The organism is Giesbergeria giesbergeri (genome assembly GCF_054779375.1).
This window is the reverse complement of sequence record NZ_BAAGYJ010000003.1, coordinates 47,110-64,963: the sequence shown is the minus strand read 5'-3', so window position 1 is coordinate 64,963 and position 17,854 is coordinate 47,110. Positions and strand designations below refer to the sequence as shown.

At 60.5% G+C, this 17,854-nt stretch carries 13 protein-coding genes; 6 read left to right on the top strand and 7 right to left on the bottom strand.

Features of this window, described 5'->3' with window-relative positions; translation table 11 throughout:
• The first annotated feature begins 297 nt into the window (after positions 1–297).
• Positions 298–4,773, top strand: coding sequence for an EAL domain-containing protein (locus ACYVB2_RS08265; RefSeq protein ID WP_382432052.1), 4,476 nt, complete (start codon positions 298–300; stop codon positions 4,771–4,773).
• Positions 4,774–4,799: 26 nt separating this feature from the next.
• Here the strand turns inward: ACYVB2_RS08265 and ACYVB2_RS08260 are convergent, their stop codons facing one another.
• A complete protein-coding gene (locus ACYVB2_RS08260) occupies positions 4,800–5,525 on the bottom strand; it encodes a Spy/CpxP family protein refolding chaperone (RefSeq protein ID WP_382432054.1) in 726 nt (241 codons plus the stop codon).
• A 257-nt stretch (positions 5,526–5,782) separates the two neighbouring features.
• Here ACYVB2_RS08260 and ACYVB2_RS08255 point away from each other — a divergent pair, with 257 nt between their 5' ends.
• Together ACYVB2_RS08255 and ACYVB2_RS08250 are read left to right on the top strand one after the other, a co-directional pair.
• Positions 5,783–6,778 (top strand): recombination-associated protein RdgC, encoded by a 996-nt coding sequence (locus ACYVB2_RS08255; protein ID WP_382432056.1) that lies wholly within the window; start codon positions 5,783–5,785, stop codon positions 6,776–6,778.
• A gap of 57 nt (positions 6,779–6,835) precedes the next feature.
• Positions 6,836–7,084, top strand: coding sequence for a DUF3297 family protein (locus ACYVB2_RS08250; RefSeq protein ID WP_382432058.1), 249 nt, complete (start codon positions 6,836–6,838; stop codon positions 7,082–7,084).
• A 24-nt stretch (positions 7,085–7,108) separates the two neighbouring features.
• Here ACYVB2_RS08250 and ACYVB2_RS08245 read toward each other — a convergent pair whose 3' ends face one another.
• Positions 7,109–7,306 carry a heavy-metal-associated domain-containing protein gene (locus tag ACYVB2_RS08245; protein ID WP_382432060.1) on the bottom strand — a complete coding sequence of 66 codons (198 nt, stop codon included), beginning with the start codon at positions 7,304–7,306 and terminating at the stop codon, positions 7,109–7,111.
• Positions 7,307–7,370: 64 nt separating this feature from the next.
• Between ACYVB2_RS08245 and ACYVB2_RS08240 the strand changes: the two genes are divergently transcribed.
• The 3 genes from ACYVB2_RS08240 to ACYVB2_RS08230 all read left to right on the top strand — a co-directional run bounded on the left by ACYVB2_RS08240 (position 7,371) and on the right by ACYVB2_RS08230 (position 12,114).
• The gene (locus ACYVB2_RS08240) at positions 7,371–9,641 is read left to right on the top strand and encodes a heavy metal translocating P-type ATPase (protein ID WP_382432062.1); all 2,271 of its coding nucleotides are present in this window, start codon (positions 7,371–7,373) and stop codon (positions 9,639–9,641) included.
• A gap of 132 nt (positions 9,642–9,773) precedes the next feature.
• Entirely contained in the window at positions 9,774–11,447 is a 1,674-nt protein-coding gene (locus ACYVB2_RS08235; RefSeq protein ID WP_382432064.1) for a methyl-accepting chemotaxis protein, read from the top strand.
• Between the two features lie 295 nt (positions 11,448–11,742).
• Positions 11,743–12,114, top strand: coding sequence for a hypothetical protein (locus tag ACYVB2_RS08230; RefSeq protein WP_382432066.1), 372 nt, complete (start codon positions 11,743–11,745; stop codon positions 12,112–12,114).
• Between the two features lie 21 nt (positions 12,115–12,135).
• Here the strand turns inward: ACYVB2_RS08230 and ACYVB2_RS08225 are convergent, their stop codons facing one another.
• The 5 genes from ACYVB2_RS08225 to ACYVB2_RS08205 all read right to left on the bottom strand — a co-directional run bounded on the left by ACYVB2_RS08225 (position 12,136) and on the right by ACYVB2_RS08205 (position 17,853).
• Positions 12,136–13,257: an alkene reductase gene (locus tag ACYVB2_RS08225; RefSeq protein ID WP_382432068.1), complete on the bottom strand. Its 1,122-nt coding sequence runs from the start codon at positions 13,255–13,257 to the stop codon at positions 12,136–12,138.
• Positions 13,258–13,292: 35 nt separating this feature from the next.
• Entirely contained in the window at positions 13,293–13,898 is a 606-nt protein-coding gene (gstA, locus tag ACYVB2_RS08220; RefSeq protein ID WP_382432070.1) for a glutathione transferase GstA, read from the bottom strand.
• Positions 13,899–13,997: 99 nt separating this feature from the next.
• On the bottom strand, positions 13,998–15,623 hold the full coding sequence (pap, locus tag ACYVB2_RS08215) for a polyphosphate:AMP phosphotransferase (protein WP_382432072.1): 1,626 nt from the start codon (positions 15,621–15,623) through the stop codon (positions 13,998–14,000).
• Between the two features lie 101 nt (positions 15,624–15,724).
• Positions 15,725–17,284 (bottom strand): methyl-accepting chemotaxis protein, encoded by a 1,560-nt coding sequence (locus ACYVB2_RS08210; protein ID WP_382432074.1) that lies wholly within the window; start codon positions 17,282–17,284, stop codon positions 15,725–15,727.
• Positions 17,281–17,853, bottom strand: a complete 573-nt coding sequence (locus ACYVB2_RS08205) for a cob(I)yrinic acid a,c-diamide adenosyltransferase (protein WP_382432160.1) — start codon at positions 17,851–17,853, stop codon at positions 17,281–17,283. The genes ACYVB2_RS08210 and ACYVB2_RS08205 overlap by 4 nt, the downstream gene beginning before the upstream one ends.
• Position 17,854 lies beyond the last annotated feature (1 nt).

The window sequence follows — 17,854 nt, the reverse complement described above, 5'->3', positions numbered from 1 at the left end:
TACATACAACGGACTAGGAATTATTTGCATAGAATAGCGCCCCAATCGTTTATAGAAAGGCTTTATTTGCTATTTTATGTATAGCAAAAAAGCCGTCTGTGATCCCACCATTCTGCTGTTTGCGATATGGCATGGTGCATGTAGTATCTGGACACGTTGCGCTCTGGGGCAAGCGTGGCCGTATCTGTATGCCCTTGTGTTCAACTGTCCACCAGCCATTGGATCCATGCCAAGGTCTCCGTCTTACCTCTTGCGCTGTACCGCGCCCATGTTCCTGACCCTGGGAGGGGCAGGGCAATGACGCCCCATCGGGGCATTGTGCTCCCCCTGAGCGCCAGTGTCCGGCGCCAGCAGGCATTGCAGGCCTATGCCATCCTAGATACCCCCGAAGAAGAAGCGTTTGACCAATTGGCCCGACTGGCAGCCCACATCTGTGGTACGCCAATGGCGGTGGTCAACTTCATTGACGATCAACGCCAATGGTTCAAAGCCCGCATCGGCCTTGCGTTGCAGCAAACCGATCTGACGGTGGCCTTTTGCAAACACTGGCTCGATGGCTGTGGTGATGTGGTGGAGATTGCCGATGCCCGCCAGCATCCCTTGTTCAAAGACAACCCGCTGGTCACTGGGGCGCCCCATATTCGGTTTTATGCCTGCGCACCACTGCTCACCTCTGAGGGCGTGACCATTGGCACTTTGCTGGTGATGGACACCCGCCCTGGAGCGTTAAACCCTAGCCAACGTGCAGCGTTGCAAATGCTAGCCAACCAAGTGATGGCGCAACTGCAACTGCGCCGCCAGCACCAGGCACTGCGTTTGAGCGAAGAACGCTTTCATCTCGTCGCCAATGCCACCGCCGACACCGTGTGGGACTGGGATGTGCGCACGGGCCACATTTGGTGGAGTGACTCCTTCCGCACCTTGTTTGGCAGGCGCTCCGATGAGGCCATGCCCGATGCCGATGGTTGGGCACAGTGCATCCACCCCGAGGAGCGTCCACGCATCCTCAAAGCCCTGTATGCCGCCATCCAAGGCCGCGACACCGCATGGTCTGCGGAATACCGCATTGTGCGTGCCGACGCCAGCCATATCTGGGTGCAAGACCGGGGCTTCGTCATCCGGGACGAGAACGGCCAAGCCCTGCGGATGGTCGGTGGCATCCGAGACATCAGTGCCGACAAGCAAGCCCACCTGGATGCGCTACGCGAAGCCCAAACCCAGTCTGCCCTGGTGCATGTGCAGCAGCGGATGGCCGCACTGGATTTGAGCCAGCCAGCCCTGCTCGATCTGGTGGCCCAAGCCACCTTAGACATCACCGGCGCGCGCAGCGCCACCGTAGAACTGCTCGAGGGCGAACAGCTCATCACCCAAGCCAGTGCGGGGCGAGATGCGCCCCTGTTGGGCCGGGTCATGCCCTTACGCCAGTGTGCCGCATGGCAACGCCTGCAAGAAGGCCAGACCGTGCAATGCAATCCAGCCAGTGGCCTGTGCGACGACGTGGGATTGCTGCATGGTCATACACAAGTCCGCTCCACTCTGGTCACCCCCCTGCGCGTAGAAGGCCAAATGGTGGGCTTGCTACAAGCCAGTGCCCGGCATGGCAACGGCTTTATAGCCCGCGACGCAGCCCACCTGCAAATGCTGGCCGAATCGCTGGGGGCACTGTTACACCTGCGCCAAGTGGCCGCACAACTGCGGGCCTCCGAACAACAATACCGGCTGCTCTTCGACTCCCATCCCCAGCCCATCTGGGTATATGCCCTCGACCCAAGCCTGCACATCTTGGCCGTCAACCAGGCCATGCTGGCGCTGTACGGCTACACCGAGCACGAACTGCTGGGTATGACGATGGCCGACCTGTGGCTGCCCGAGCAACGCGTCCAATTCCAGGCCGAAGTGCTGGCCCTGGGCGAAGGCACCGGACGGCGCAGCTTGCAGCACCAGCATGTGCGCAAAGACGGCGAGCTGATCGATGTTGAAGTCTCCTCACGCACCATCGCCTTCAATGGCTGCCCAGCCCGCCAGATCATGGCCACCGACATCACAGACCGGCTGCGTGCCGAACGTGAATTGGCGCGTCTGGGCCGTGCCCAACAGCTCTTGGGTGCCTGCAACGAGGCTATGGTGCGGGCCACCTCCGAGCCAGATCTGCTCGAAGCCGTCTGCCGCATTGCAGTAGAGATTGGCGGCTACCGTTTGGGCTGGGTGGGTTTTGCCCGCGACGACGAAGAAAAAACCATTGAACTGGTGGCCCATGCTGGGCTGAGCAACGGCTACCTTGACACCATCGATCTGTCTTGGTCAGACACCAACCCGCGCGGCCAAGGGCCATCGGGCATCACCGTACGCACAGGCCAGCCCGTCATTGTGCAAGATGTGCGCAGCGAACCCATCTATGCCGAACTATCAGAGCGCCTACTGGCGCACGGCTTTCACGGCGTCATCAGCCTGCCCTTGCGCCACGGCGAGCGCACCTTTGGCCTGCTCTACCTCTATGCCCCCGAAGTGCTGCACATCAGCGCCCAAGAAGCACGACTGCTGCAAGATTTAGCCAACGATCTGGCCTTTGGCATCACCAGCCTGCGCGCACGCCGAGAGCAGCAGCGACTGCACGCCTCCGTGCTCAAGGTGGCTGCCGCCGTCTCTACCGCCACGGGCACTGAATTCTTTGTGCAACTATCGAGTCAGATGGCCGAAGTGCTGGATGCACAGGCAGGCTGCGTGATGCGCCTGCTGCCTCGGCAATATGACAAGCCTCCGCGCGTATCTGCCTTGGCAATGGTGGTAGAGGGCGAACTGCTGCCCACAATGGAATACGACCTCGAAGCCACCCCCAGCATGAAGCTGCTCACGCAGCGCCAATACGTGGTGCCCCAAGGTGCCGCAGACCTCTACCCCAATACCCCCATCACCGCCGGACGGCTACAGGCACAGGCCTATGTGGGCCAGCAACTCTGCGATAGCTCCGGCGACACCATCGGCATGATCTTCGTGCTGTTCACCAAGCCGCTGGCCGACCCCGACTTCGTCATCTCTACCCTGCAAATCTTTGCCGCCCGCGCCTCTGCCGAAATCGAGCGCCAAGTCTCTGACAACCGCATCCGCCAGCAAGCCTCGCTGCTGGACAAGGCCCAAGATGCCATCATCGTCCATGACCTTGAGCACCGCATCACCTACTGGAACAAGAGTGCCGAACGCGTTTATGGCTGGCCGCAATGGCAGGTGCTGGGGCACTCCATCGTCTCGCTGCTCTACCAAGACCCCACCCTGTTTTACCGCGCCACCGAAACCGTCTTGGGCCAAGGTGAATGGGCTGGCGAGATCGTGCAGCACCACCGCGATGGCCACGCCATCGACATCGAAGGCCGCTGGACGCTGGTGCGTAGCGAAGACGGCCAACCCGAATCCATCCTCGCCATCCACACCGACATCCGCCAGCGCAAAGCCACCGAACGCGAAATCCAGCGCCTGGCCTTCTACGACTCGCTCACCGGCCTGCCCAACCGTATGCTGCTAATGGACCGCATGCACCAAGCCTTGGCTGTGGCACGGCGCAAACAGCAAGGCGGCGCCTTGTTGTTCATTGATCTGGACAACTTCAAAACCCTCAACGACACCCTAGGGCACGACAAGGGCGATCAACTCCTGCAACAGGTTGCGCAGCGCCTGAACACCTGTGTGCGCAGCATCGATACCGTGGCCCGCCTTGGCGGAGATGAGTTCGTCGTCATGCTCGAAGCCTTGGGCCCAGACCCCGGCGCCTTGGCCCTGAGCGCCCGTGGCGTGGGTGAAAAAATTCTCTCCACCCTGGCAGCCCCCTACGAGTTGGCAGGCTACCAATACCGCAGTACCCCCAGCATCGGCATTGCACCGTTCCAAGGCGACAGCACCAGCGTGGGAGAACTGCTCAAACAAGCCGATTTGGCCATGTACCAGGCCAAAACTGCTGGGCGCAACACACTGCGCTTTTTTGATCCACACATGCAGGCCGTCGTTACGGCCCGCGCTGCACTCGAGGCCGACCTGCGCAACGCCATCACCCAAGGCCAGTTCTTGCTGCACTACCAACCGCAGGTCAACCACCAAGAACAATATGTCGGCGTAGAAGCCTTGATCCGTTGGTGCCATCCCCAACGCGGCATGGTCTCGCCCGCAGACTTTGTGCCGCTGGCCGAAGAAACCGGCATCATCTTGGCACTGGGCCGCTGGGTGCTAGAGAGTGCCTGCCAACTGCTGGCCCGCTGGCAGCACCAACCCCGATTGCGCCACATCAGCATGGCCGTCAATGTCAGTTCACGCCAATTCCGCCACGCAGGTTTTGTGGAAGAAGTGGCCCAAGTGCTGCACAACACCAAGGCTCCCGCCCAACGGCTCAAACTCGAACTGACCGAAAGCCTGCTGGTAGAAGACATGGACACCACCATCGCCACCATGACGGCGCTGGGCGAACTGGGGGTAGGCTTCTCGCTGGACGACTTTGGCACCGGCTACTCCAGCCTGAGCTACCTCAAGCGCATGCCACTAGACCAGCTCAAAATCGACCAAAGCTTTGTGCGCGACCTGCTCACCGACCCCAACGATGCGGCCATCGTCAATACCATCATTGGTTTGAGCCGCAGCCTGGGCCTGAACGTGATCGCCGAAGGCGTAGAAACCGCTGCACAGCGCGATGTGCTCTTGCACGCAGGCTGTCAGACCTTCCAAGGCTATCTGTTCAGCCCACCATTGCCCGAGTCGCAATTGGAAGACTGGCTACGCCAGCACCAGCCCTAAACCAGACAGGTGCTGGCAGCACCAACTTATTGTGCGGGCGCAGTCCCCCGTGGCCCACGCGGGCCACGACCATCACGGGGGCCAGAGCCATCCATAGGACAGTCTGGATGTTGCCAACCCGGCTGGGCAGCCCCCTCCCCACCGGGCGCGGGTGCCAAAGCACGGCCACCGGGGCTACCCATCATGCGGTAGTGCTGCGCACGGTACGCCCCGTGGTGGGCATCAAAGGTTTTTTGCTGGGCTGGATTCAACTGGGCATAAAACGCCTTCACGGCATCGCCACGACGGTCGGCCTCGGCAGCACGCTGGGCACGCAAAGCACGCATCCGGTCAATGCGCTCAGGGGTCGTCAATTGGGCCGCATCATCCCAGCCCAAACGGGCATGGCGTGGCTGGTGTTCCATCGCTGTGGTGAACTCTGTCCAAGACGCCTCCTGTGCTGGGCTCAACTGCAGCTGCCCTTTAAGTTGGGCCAAATGCTGCGCACGGTGTTCCTGCCAGTAAGCAGCCCGCTGCTCAGCGCGCATGCGGTGGTGGCGGTAGCGTTGCTGCTGGTGGTAGCGTGGCCCACCACGTTGGGCACGGAGGCCGGGACGCGCGGCCGGTGTGGCGGCCTGTGCAGCAGGAGTAGACACTGCTGGCGGGGTAGCTGCAGGCGCAGGCGCCGCTGCCTCCGACTGAGCCCACCCTGGGAGCGACAAGGCAGCCAACACAGCAGTTGCCAACAGTTTGCGAGGAAGGAAGAAGGCCATGAAAAATCCTTTCAGAGGAAAACACCACCAGCACACCCATGCCAGCGATGACACCACAGTATGTTCCTACCAGCTGAAGGTGTCACGCAGTGATCCATGACCTCCGTGCTGGCAGCACAGCCTCCATCATCAGTCCCGCATGTCAGTCGCTGGTGTTGTAGTGCTGCGCCTATGTAAAGATGGCCTGCGCAGCGCCTGACAGACAATCCCACCACGGGGAGGCACCCGCCAACCCTGCATCTACAGAAAGTATGTCCATGTTCAAAAACATGATCATCTACCGCATTGCACACCCGTGGCAGACCGGGCTAGACAAGATCGAAGCGGCGCTGGCCCAAGCGCCTTTTCTGCCATGCAGTGCCACCCAAGAGCGATCTTGGGGCTGGGTGCCACCGCGTGGTGAAGCCCACGGCCCGCTGGCCGAATCGGTGGGGGGCCAATGGTTGCTGCGCTTCATGACCGAGGCCAAGCTGCTGCCCAGCAGCGTGCTGGCGCGCAAAGTGCAAGAAAAGGCCGCCCAGATAGAGCACACCACCGGCCGCAAGCCCGGCAAACGCCAAAGCCGCGACCTCCAGGAGGAAGCCAAACTCGACCTCTTGCCCCAAGCCTTCACCCGACAAAGCAGCATCACCGTATGGATTGATCCACAGGCCCATTTTCTGCTGATCGACAGCAGCAGCCAAAGCCGTGCCGACGAAGTAGTCACTGCATTGGTAGAAGCCTTGCCAGGGCTATCGCTGTGGCTGCTCGACACACAAACAGCGCCTGCCACTGCTATGGCGCAATGGCTCAGCACCCAAGAGCCCCCCTCGGGCTTCAGCCTTGACCGCGAATGCGAACTCAAAAGCAGCAACGAAGACAAAGCCGTGGTGCGCTACGCCCGCCACCCACTCGACATCGATGAGATCCGCGCCCACATCCAAGCGGGCAAAATGCCCACCAAACTGGCACTCAGTTGGGCAGATCGCCTCTCTTTTGTGCTGACCGAAGGGCTGCAGCTGAAAAAGCTGGCCCTGCTCGATGCGGCGCTGGCCGAGCAAAACGCCGAAGACCGTGGCTTTGACACCGACTGGGCCTTGACCACCGGCGAACTGGCCCCCTTCTTGCCTGCCCTGATTGAGGCGTTGGATGGTGAAAGCGAACGCAGCAACGCCACCCCATCGACCAAAACCACCACACGCCCTGACCAAGCTGTGATCACCGGCCCAGCCACCGCCCCCCCCGACACAGCCCCCGCAGAGGCACCGTTCTAATCAGGGTAAATCCGGGAAAATCCCCGGCTTTGTTCAAGCAATGGAAAAATCTCTCTCATGACCGACACCACCACCCGCCCTGCCCTGCCCGACCGCCTCAACATTGACCCACGCAGCCCCCACCATCTGGCGGCTGTGTTTGCCCACGATATTGGCATCCGACTCAATGGCAAAGAACGCTTTGATGTGGAGGAATACTGCATCAGTGAAGGCTGGGTCAAGGTGCCCGCAGGCAAAACCGTAGACCGCAAAGGCCGCCCCTTGTTGCTCACGCTCAAAGGCCAAGTAGAAGCGTTTTACAAATAAGACCGGCGGCCCCAAACCTCCTGCCTATGCCGCAATCCGGTAGCCTTCCTCGGTAATGGCAGCGGCCAAGGCCTCACGCGGTTGCTCGCTCTCTACCTCCACAAGGTTTTGTGCGCGGTCAATACGCACGCTGGCTTGGGGGTCAACGGTTTGCAGGGCTTCGGTCACGGCCCGTTCACAGTGGCCGCAGGTCATGCCGTGGACTTCAAACTGGTATTGCATCAGGGTCTTTCGAAGTGGAAGGTATTAGAAACGCGCATCATCATAAGAAAAATCTGGTGGCCCCATGACCCTCCCTGCTGCATCTTCCCCCCCCTCCCAAGAACTAGATCTAGCCATTGGCGGCATGACCTGTGCCAGTTGTTCGGGCCGTGTGGAACGTGCCTTGCGCAAAGTGCCCGGTGTGCAAGAGGCCACCGTTAACCTAGCAACCGAATCGGCACGGGTGCGTTTTTTACCTTCGGCCACGCAAGACAGCGCCAGCATGGAGGCACTGGTGCGCCGCGCTGTGCGCAATGCGGGCTATGAGCCGCTTACCCCGGCGGCCACCACGGCCCGCGAGCAGCAAGACTCGCCGTGGGCAGGTTTTGCGCCCGTGGCCGTGGGCCTGCTACTGTCGTTGCCGCTGGTGCTGCCCATGCTGGGCGATCTATGGGGCACGCACTGGATGCTACCGGCTTGGGTGCAATTTTTGCTGGCCACGCCAGTGCAGTTCATATTGGGAGCGCGTTTTTACCGTGCAGGCTGGCATGCCATGCTGGCGCGCAGCGGCAATATGGATTTATTGGTCTCCATTGGCACCACAGCTGGCTGGGGACTATCGGTTTGGTTGTGGTGGACAGCCCACCCCGGCCACACCCCCCATTTGTATTTTGAAGCCTCTGCGGTCGTCATCACGCTGGTGCTGCTGGGCAAATGGCTAGAGGCCCGTGCCAAGCGCCAAACCACTGCTGCCATCCGTGCCTTGCATGGCTTGCGCCCCGAAGTGGCACATTGGCTGGGCAAAGGCGGTGAAGTGGATGTGCCGCTGGCCGAAGTGATGGTGGGCGACAGGTTGGTGGTGCGCCCCGGCGAGCGTATCCCGGTAGATGGTACCTTGTTGGACGGCATGACCCAGGTCGATGAGTCCATGCTCACCGGCGAGCCACTGCCCGTGCCTAAAGCAGTGGGTGATACCCTGACCGGTGGCTCCATCAATGGCGAGGCGCGCATCGTGTTGCAAGTGCGCGCGGTGGGCTCAGAAACCGTGCTCTCGCGCATCATCCGGCTGGTTGAAGACGCCCAAGCCGCCAAAGCACCTATCCAGCGGCTGGTCGATCAAGTGGCCAACGTGTTTGTGCCGGTGGTGTTGGGCATTGCGCTGTGTACGCTGCTGGGTTGGTGGTGGGCTGGTGTAGGGCTAGAGACCGCACTGATTCGCGCCGTGGCGGTGTTGGTGATTGCCTGCCCCTGCGCTTTGGGGCTGGCCACTCCAGCGGCCATCATGGCGGGCACAGGAGTGGCAGCGCAGCATGGCATCTTGATCCAAGATGCGCAGGCGCTGGAGCTGGCGCACCGCGTCGATACCGTGGCCTTTGACAAAACGGGCACCCTGACCGTGGGCCAGCCCACCCTGACGGCGCTGGAAGTGCCCCCCCATCTGGATCGCACCGCCGTGCTGTGCGCTGCCGCCAGCTTGCAAACGGGCAGCAGCCATCCACTGGCCCGTGCCGTAGTGCAAACTGCCCAACAGCAAGGGCTGGATGTGCCCGCCCCCGATGCCGTGCACAGTGTGCCGGGCCGGGGCAGCCAAGGCCAAGTGCAGGGCCACAGCTACCTACTGGGCAGCCTGCGTTGGATGCAAGAGCAGGGCGTGGCCTTGGGCAGCTTGGCAGCCCGTGCCGAGCAGTTGCAAACCGAAGGTGCCACCGTATCGGCCTTGGCCCAGCAAACCGCCCAAGGCTGGCAACTACAGGCCGTGATGGCCTTTGGTGACCAACCCAAACCCGAGGCCCAGCCTGCATTGGCACAATTGCGCCAACGCGGGCTGCGCACCGTCATGATCTCGGGCGACAACCAACCCGCCGCCGAAGCAATGGCCCGCCGCTTGGGCCTGCACCCCGAAGCAGGCGAAGTGTGTGCCAACGTACTGCCCGGAGACAAGGCCGCCCAAGTGCAGGCCTTACAAGGCGGCGGCCATGTGGTGGCGATGGTGGGCGATGGCGTCAATGACGCCCCGGCACTGGCCGCTGCTGATGTGGGTATGGCGATGGGCAATGGCACCGATGTGGCAATGCACGCTGCGGGCATCACCCTGATGCGTGGCGACCCCATGCTGGTGGCGGCAGCGTTGGACATCTCTCGGCGCACTGTGGTCAAGATACGGCAAAACCTGTTTTGGGCCTTTGCCTACAACGTGGCAGGCATTCCACTGGCCGCATTGGGCTACCTCAGTCCGGTCATTGCCGGGGCTGCTATGGCACTGAGTTCCGTCTGCGTCATCAGCAATGCACTGCTGCTCAAGCGTTGGCACCCCACGCCATACGAGCAGGCAAATCACCACAATAAATGGCATTAGAAATCAATAGGTTATATAAAAAAACGATGACAAAGGTAGGAAATTTGTTCCGTTAGCATGGCAAACTGTCAAGTTGTTGACAGTTGCCCCAAAAATTGCGGGTTGATACATTTTCCTAAGGAACGCCACACCATGACGATCAATTCGCTCATGCGCCATTTCACTATCCGTTTTCGCATGATGGGGGCCATTGTGGTAGTGATGGGCTTGCTGGGCTTGCTGGGTGGGGCGGGCCTGTTGGGTATGTACCGCATCACCGTGCTGACCGAGAGCTTTCTGGCCATGTCTTACACCGAGCTGCAATTGCTGAGCCAATTGCGGGCAGAACTGGGTGCCGTGCGCATGTACGAAAAAGACATGATCATCAACTACGAAAAGCCCGAGGCGGTGCGCGAGGCACATGCCCAATGGAAAGCCAGCCTGCAAAAGACTGAACAACTGACACAAAAGATGCAGGAGGGCGAGCCTGACGAAGACAACGCCATTGCCAGCAAACTGTGGCAATCGGTGGCCGCCTACCGTGACCGCTTCGAGCCCATCGTGCGCCAACTCGAAAACGGGGGCTACGACTCGGCCACCATTGCCAACCGCATGAGCCGCCAAGCCTTGGCACAGTTTGATGAAGCCGACAAGCTGCGCATCTCCCTAGAAGCTGCCCTGCAAAAAGAGGCCAACGAGGCCGTGGCAGCCCAAGCCCATCTGACCCGCCAAACGCAGATCATGTTTGCCGTGGTGGTCATACTGACCATCCTGATCGTGGGGCCAACCACACTGCTGAACATGCACTCCATTTGCCGCCCCTTGGCCCGCGCCCAGCGGCTGGCACTGGCGATTGCCGGGGGCGATTTGTCCCAGCGCCTGAGCGTGACTGGCCGCGATGAAGTGGCCGACTTGGAGCGTGCTTTGCTGGACATGCAGCAAGGGCTGAGCACCTTGGTGGCCCAAGTGCGTGATGCCAGCGGCAACATTGCCACCGCCAGCGCACAAATTGCCATGGGCAACCAAGACCTGTCCTCCCGCACCGAACAAACCGCCAACCATGCCCAAGAGGCCGTAGGCTCTCTGTCGCAACTCACTGGCACCGTGCAGCAAACAGCCTCGTCAGCACAATTGGCCAACCAACTGGCTACAGCGGCCTCCACCACCGCCAGAAATGGCGGCACCGTGGTGGCCCATGCCGTCGACAGCATGCACGGCATCTCCAGCGCCAGCCGCAAGATTGCCGACATCATCAGCGTGATTGATGGCATTGCCTTCCAGACCAATATTCTGGCCCTCAATGCAGCAGTAGAGGCCGCCCGCGCCGGAGAGCAAGGGCGTGGCTTTGCGGTGGTAGCCTCCGAGGTGCGCAGTCTGGCCGGGCGCAGTGCTGCCGCTGCCAAAGAAATCAAAACCCTGATTGATGCCAGCGTGCAGGCCGTCGATGGTGGGGTACACCATGTCGAAGATGCAGGCCGGGCCATGACCGATATGGTGCAAAGCGTGCAGCGGGTGGGCGACATCATTGGCGAGATCAGTGCCGCCACCCACGAACAATCCACGGGCATCGGCCAAGTCAATGACTCTGTGGCCGAAATCGACCGCATGACCCAACAAAATGCCGCACTGGTAGAGGAGTCAGCCGCCGCAGCCCAGTCGCTGCGCGAGCAGGCCCAGCGCCTGTCCCAAGTGGTGCAGCAGTTTCAACTGGCCGACGGTGTGGGCACCATACCGCCCCGCCAGCAACCGCCCAGCAGTCGGCCCAGTACCAGCAAAGCCCTGCCTACTGCCACGGTAGGCCATCTGCCACGCCTAGGACGGGCCTGACCCGATGGGGTAGCGATCAGGCTGGTACGCAGCCTGTGGTTTTTTGTCTCGCATAGCCTATGATGCTGAGCGTGAATGCCTGCACCCCAACCCTCCAACTGTGCCTACAAGACAAGCCTGTGCTGCGTCCAATGGCGCATGAGGCCCACCAAGCCAGCGGCACGCGGGTGTCATCTTGATGGAAGGGAACGCAGCGTGTTTAACCCAAACGGGCTCGTGCTGCGAAACGCCGCCCTTTAGCAGTAGAAATTACCGCCCTCTAGGGCGGCAAGGATGTCAAATGGGGCACCGCACCATGTCGTTCACACACCTCTGGCCCGCCTTGGTGCGGGCAGTGGTGCTGGTCATGTTAGCCGTTGGGGCACCGGCACAGGCCATGAACAAATGCACGGCCCCAGATGGCAAGATCAGCTACCAAGACGATGCCTGCACCAGTGGCAAGGCAGAAAAGGCCGACATCCCCCACTACAAGCCCCCCCCGCCGCCAGGCACGGCTACCGCAGCCGCCGTGCAGCCTGCGGCCCACGCCACCACCCCGCCCACCAGTCAACCCCAGGCCAAAACCAAAGGCATCACTGAGCATGCGGTGGTACACGTTGGCCCGCGTGGGGGCCGCTACATCCTTTTGCCCACAGGCAAAAAACGCTACCTCCCCAAAGAGCCTTGAGGGGGTGGGCAGCGCCCCACGTCAAGCCTTGCCCAGCGTGGGATAGTCCAGATAACCTTGGGCACCACCACCATAGAACGTGCTGCTGTCCCAAGCATTCAAGGGTGCCTGCTGCTGCAACCGCTGCACCAGATCAGGGTTAGAGATGAATGGCTTGCCAAACGCCACCAGATCGGCGCGGCCGCAACGCACCACCTCTTGGGCCAACTCGCCGGTGTAGCCATTGTTCACCATCCAAACCCCCTTGCCGCCCGCATGGCGATAGGCGGCCTGAAGGGCGGCGTAATCGAAAGGTCGGTCAGGCAATTCACGCGGGCCACCTGTGGCCCCCTCCACCACATGGATATAGGCCAAGCCCAAAGGGGCCAGATGCTGCACCACATATTCAAACAATGGCTGCGGATCGGCATCGGCAATGTCGTTGGCAGGCGTGACCGGCGACAGGCGAATGCCCACCTTGCCACCCCCAATCGCTTCCACAATGGCACGGGTTACTTCCAGCAGTAGGCGGGCGCGGTTCTTGATACTGCCGCCGTAGTCATCCTTGCGTTGGTTGGCACCCGTTTTCAGGAATTGCTCCAGCAAATAGCCATTGGCAGCATGGATTTCCACCCCATCAAAGCCTGCACTCTCTACCGCGTTGCGCGCTGCGCTCTGGTAATCATGCACAATGCCGGGCAGCTCCGACAGGTCCAGCGCCCTCGGGGTCGATGTAGGCACAAAACGGCCTTGGCCTGTGGTTGGGTCCAGCACAAAAGTTTTGCTCTGGGCCGCAATGGCCGAAGGGGCCACTGGCGGCTGATTGCCCGGTTGCAGCGATGTATGCGATACACGGCCCACATGCCACAACTGCACCACCACCTTGCCACCACCATCATGGATGGCATCTGTCACTTTTTTCCAGCCATCGAGTTGCTCAGTGCTGTATAGCCCTGGCACATCGGCATAGCCCTGCCCCTGCGGGCTGATGGCCGTGGCCTCGGTGATGATCAGACCGGCACTGGCCCGCTGCCCGTAGTATTGGGCCATCATGGCCGTGGGCACAGCGCCCGGCGCCCGGTTGCGGGTAATGGGAGCCATAACCACGCGGTTGCTAAGGGTCATGTCACCCACATGGGTGGGAGAGAACAAGGTGGTGGGCATAAGGCAAAACTTTCTTGGTCAGGCACCAATGGTGCTTATTTGAGCAAACCCTCGGCACGCAGGGCGGCCTGCACACCGGGGCGGGCCTCCATGCGCTGCTTGAAGGCCACCAGATGGGGCAGGCCGCTGATATCCACCCCCACAAACTGCCCCCAGCGGGTGGTGGTGTACAGGTAGGCATCGGCTACGCTGAACGCACCGAGCAAATAGTCTTTGTTGGCCAGTTGCTCATTGATCCAAGCAAAGCGCGACAGCAGGCGCTCGCGCAGCAATGGCTTGTAATCTTCTGGCGTGCCGGGGGCAAACAACGGGCTGTGGCCCTTGTGGATTTCGGTGCCAATGAAGTGGAGCCACTCTTGCAAGCGGTAACGCTCCAGCGTGCCATTGGCGGGGGCCAATTGCTTGGCAGGCACCTGATCGGCCAAGTATTGCACGATGGCTGGGCCTTCACGCAGGCGCTCGCCATTGTCCAGCTCCAACACCGGCACATAACCCAGTGGGTTGATGGTGTAAAAATCTGTGCCATCGGGCAACAGATGGGTCTTGGTGCTGGCCACCACACCCTCAAAAGGCAAACCCGACTCGTGCAACACGATATGGGGCGAGAGCGAGCAAGCACCGGGGGAGTAATACAGCTTCATCAGAAAAAATCTCCGGGGTTGAAACATCCAATCCAAAGCACCATGCTATGCGCTGTGGGCTGGCCCTGTGGGCAAGCTCCCGCAAAGGGGGTGGCGCACTCAGGTTTTTTCGTCCGGCTCCAACTCCACAGCTGCCGGTTTGTTCTTGTTTTTGTCCTTGCCCGCCTTGCGGGGTTTGTCCGTCTTGCCCGATTTTTCAGACTTGGCTATTTTTTTGGCCCGCACCACCGCCTGTTTGCTGGGTGGGGTTTGCAGTTCGGCTTCTAGCCGCTCGCACAGGGTGCGCAAAATCTTGATACGGGCGTACTTCTTATCGTTGGCCTCCACCAGCGTCCAAGGCGCAGTGCCGGTGCTGGTGCGATCCACCATATCGCATACGGCCTGTTGGTAGGCGTCCCACTTCTCGCGGTTGCGCCAGTCCTCTTGTGTGATCTTGAAACGCTTAAATGCGATCTCTTCGCGCTCCTTGAAGCGGCGCAACTGCTCATCTTGGCTGATTTGCAACCAGAACTTGACCACGATGGTGCCCGCCTCGGCCAACTCGTGTTCAAAATCATTGATCTCGGTGTAAGCGCGCAACCAATCGTGCTCTTGGCAAAATCCCTCTACCCGCTCCACCAACACCCGGCCATACCAAGTGCGGTCAAACAGCGTAATGTGGCCGTGGCGCGGCAGGTGCCGCCAAAAGCGCCACAAGTGTGGTTGGGCACGCTCTTCGTCTGTGGGTGCAGCAATGGGCACAACTTGGTACAGCCGTGCATCCAGTGCAGCGCAAACGCGCCGGATCGCACCGCCCTTGCCCGCCGCATCCGAACCTTCAAAGGCACAGACTACCGCACGGTGCTTAAAGGCTGGCGAGCGCGACAACTCCGCCAAACGCCCTTGCCAAAGAGCCAACTCGTTTTCGTAGTGGTCTTGTGTCAAAGACAATTGCTGGTTTAGCACCGACAACACGTTGCGCCCATCAATATCGGCCCGCACCAATGGCGTCACCGCAGCACTGGGTGCGTGGGGGCGATCGAGTCGGGCACGCATCGCCCGAAGCAAAGTTTGGCCTACGGTCAGGGATCGGTAGCAGTCGTCACTGCCATCCACCACCACCCAAGGTGCCCAAGGGGTGTTGGTCATGCGCAAAAAATGCCCCGCCACTTCTTGGAGCTTGTCGTGGGTCTTGAGGCGCTCCCAGTTCCACTTGGTCACACGCCAAGCCGTGTGCGGGTCACTCTCCAAATCCTTGAGGCGCTTTTTTTGCGCATCACGCGTCAGGTGGAACCAGAACTTGAGCACCAGCGCCCCCTCGTTGACCAGCATGGCCTCAAAGCGGTTGATCTGGTCGGCATGGGCGTCCACCTCTTGCAACGAGATATTGCCCAAAATTCGCTCCCGGATGGTGTCTGAATACCAAGAACCGGCAAAAATGCCAATGCGCCCTTTGGGCGGCAGCGCGTGCCAATAGCGCCACATGGGCGGGCGTTCACGCTCCTCCTCACTGGGCAAAGAAAATGCCAAGGTAGACAGAAAGCGTGGGTCCATCCACTCGTAGAGCAGGTTAATGGTCTCGCTCTTACCAGCGCCATCTTGGCCACTGATCAACAGCACCACCGGCATTTTTTTGCCCTCGTACAGATCGACCTGCGCCTCCAGCAGCGCCGCCCGCAGTGCCGGAACAGCTTTTTTATAGACCGATTTCTTGACCTTGTGCGCAATCTCTGCGGATTCAAACATGGCGGGCCTCCAGCATGGGAAGCAACCAATATAGCCTTTGGCGGGCCATTTGGGCAGAGAGTTTGAACCGGGTAGCCACCTACCACCCGGTCAAGGTAGCCTTAACGGTCTTCGCGCAACTGGAACACGCTGACGGCACGCACCAGACTCTGCGCCTGTTGCTCCAATGACTGTGCAGCAGCGGCAGCCTGCTCCACCAGCGCCGCATTGGATTGCGTGACCTGATCCATCTGCGACATGGCTTGGTTGATTTGGTCAATGCCCGCACTTTGGTCTTCACTGGCATGGGCGATGTCGCCCATGATGTCGGTCACGCGGCGCACATTGACAACGATTTCATCCATCGTCGCCCCTGCACGCTCCACATGGGCACAACCCGCACTGACATTGCCCACCGAGGCATCAATCAGCGCCTTGATCTCTTTGGCAGCACTGGCGGCACGTCCGGCCAAACTGCGCACCTCAGAGGCCACCACCGCAAAGCCCCGCCCTTGCTCACCCGCCCGTGCCGCCTCCACTGCTGCATTGAGCGCCAGAATATTGGTTTGGAAGGCAATGCCATCGATCACGCTGATGATGTCGGCAATTTTGCGCGATGACACATTGATGGCATCCATCGTGTTGACCACCTGTGCCACCACTTCCCCCCCCTTGACAGCCACCTTGGACGCCGCATCGGCAATCTGGTTGGCCGTTTTGCTGTGCTCAAAATTTTGGCGCACTGTGCTGGTCAGCTCGTGCATAGAGGCCACCGTTTGCTCCAGTGCGCTGGCTTCTTCCTCAGTGCGCGAAGACAGGTCGATATTGCCTGCAGCAATCTGCCGTGTGGCACTGGCCATGTTCTCCGCCCCACTGCGCACTTGGGCCACAATCTTGCTCAAACCCTCGTCCATCTCGCGCAAAGCGTGCAGCAACTCGGCGGTTTCGTCTTGGCCCTGCACCTCAATGGGGCTGCCCAAATTACCAGCGGCCACCTGTTGGGCAATTTGCACTGCCCGTTTGAGTGGGGCCACAATAGAGCGCGTGATCCACAGTGACAGCACCGTGCCCAGCACCAGCCCGGCCAAGGCTTGGGCCAACAGCAGCCAACGGGCGGTGCCAATCTCTTTGAGCACATAGTGCCCAGTATTGTCCACCCGCTGCTTTTGCAGATTGTTGAGCGCGCTGACCTCGGTTTGCAGTGCGTCCAGAGTGGGTAAGGTCTCGCCTTGCAGCAATTGCAGTGCCTTGGAATGCTCTGCGGCCTCTACCAAACCACTGACGCGGCTGAACGACTGCACATAGCGGCCCCGCGCCTCTTGCACACGGGCCAATAGCGCCTTGCCCTCTGTGCCCTGCACCAAACGCTCCAGCGTCGCCAGAGCCTGGTCAATGGCTTGGCGGTTGGCAGCAATTTTTGCCTTACTCTGGGCCAGATGGGCAGCATCAGCAAACAGCACCAACTCCATCGTATGGCGGGCATTGGCCCGTGTCAGGGTGTCGATGGTGCTGGTGGCCTCTGCCTTGACCCAGTCTTCATCCACCAATTGGCTATTGGCTTGGGCTACCCGGCTCATTTGCAAGATGGCAATGGCGGCCATCAGCAACATCATCACCATCAATATGCCAAAACCCAGTTTCAGGCGCAAACCAATGCGCCACCGTGCAAGGCTCCATGTCATTGTGTGTTCTCCTGATCTTGGCTTAACCGGCTGCTGCGCCAATAGACGTCGTCCCCTCCCTCTGCACGGTTCAACACCCGTGCTAGCACAAACATCAGATCCGACAGGCGATTGAGGTATTGGCGGGGCGTGTCGTACAGGGTCTCCTCATTGCCCAGGGCCACCACTGCCCGCTCGGCGCGGCGGGCCACCGTGCGACACACATGCGCTTGGCTGGCAGCACGGTTGCCTGCGGGCAAAATGAACTCCAACAGACGTGGCAATTGCGCGTTGTAGTGGGCCAGTGCCTGATCCAGTTGCACCACCGCCTGCGGTTGCAGCAACTGGTAGCCAGGAATAGACAGCTCCCCCCCCAGGTTGAACAGTTGGTGCTGCACATCGATCAGCAATTCACGCACATCTGATGCCAGTGCCTCACACAACAGCAGCCCCATGTGCGAGTTGAGCTCGTCCACATCGCCCAATGCATGAATACGCAGGCTGTCTTTAGAGACACGCTGGTTGTTGCCCAAACCTGTCGTGCCATTGTCGCCGGTGCGTGTGGCGATTTCTGTCAGGCGGTTGCCCATA

Excerpts from the sequence above, each read along its gene's own strand:
- ACYVB2_RS08265 (WP_382432052.1), top strand. The coding sequence starts at position 298 with ATGACGCCCCATCGGGGCATTGTGCTCCCCCTGAGCGCCAGTGTCCGG.
- ACYVB2_RS08260 (WP_382432054.1), bottom strand. The coding sequence starts at position 5,525 with ATGGCCTTCTTCCTTCCTCGCAAACTGTTGGCAACTGCTGTGTTGGCT.
- ACYVB2_RS08255 (WP_382432056.1), top strand. The coding sequence starts at position 5,783 with ATGTTCAAAAACATGATCATCTACCGCATTGCACACCCGTGGCAGACC.
- ACYVB2_RS08250 (WP_382432058.1), top strand. The coding sequence starts at position 6,836 with ATGACCGACACCACCACCCGCCCTGCCCTGCCCGACCGCCTCAACATT.
- ACYVB2_RS08245 (WP_382432060.1), bottom strand. The coding sequence starts at position 7,306 with ATGCAATACCAGTTTGAAGTCCACGGCATGACCTGCGGCCACTGTGAA.
- ACYVB2_RS08240 (WP_382432062.1), top strand. The coding sequence starts at position 7,371 with ATGACCCTCCCTGCTGCATCTTCCCCCCCCTCCCAAGAACTAGATCTA.
- ACYVB2_RS08235 (WP_382432064.1), top strand. The coding sequence starts at position 9,774 with ATGACGATCAATTCGCTCATGCGCCATTTCACTATCCGTTTTCGCATG.
- ACYVB2_RS08230 (WP_382432066.1), top strand. The coding sequence starts at position 11,743 with ATGTCGTTCACACACCTCTGGCCCGCCTTGGTGCGGGCAGTGGTGCTG.
- ACYVB2_RS08225 (WP_382432068.1), bottom strand. The coding sequence starts at position 13,257 with ATGCCCACCACCTTGTTCTCTCCCACCCATGTGGGTGACATGACCCTT.
- gstA (WP_382432070.1), bottom strand. The coding sequence starts at position 13,898 with ATGAAGCTGTATTACTCCCCCGGTGCTTGCTCGCTCTCGCCCCATATC.
- pap (WP_382432072.1), bottom strand. The coding sequence starts at position 15,623 with ATGTTTGAATCCGCAGAGATTGCGCACAAGGTCAAGAAATCGGTCTAT.
- ACYVB2_RS08210 (WP_382432074.1), bottom strand. The coding sequence starts at position 17,284 with ATGACATGGAGCCTTGCACGGTGGCGCATTGGTTTGCGCCTGAAACTG.
- ACYVB2_RS08205 (WP_382432160.1), bottom strand. The coding sequence starts at position 17,853 with ATGGGCAACCGCCTGACAGAAATCGCCACACGCACCGGCGACAATGGC.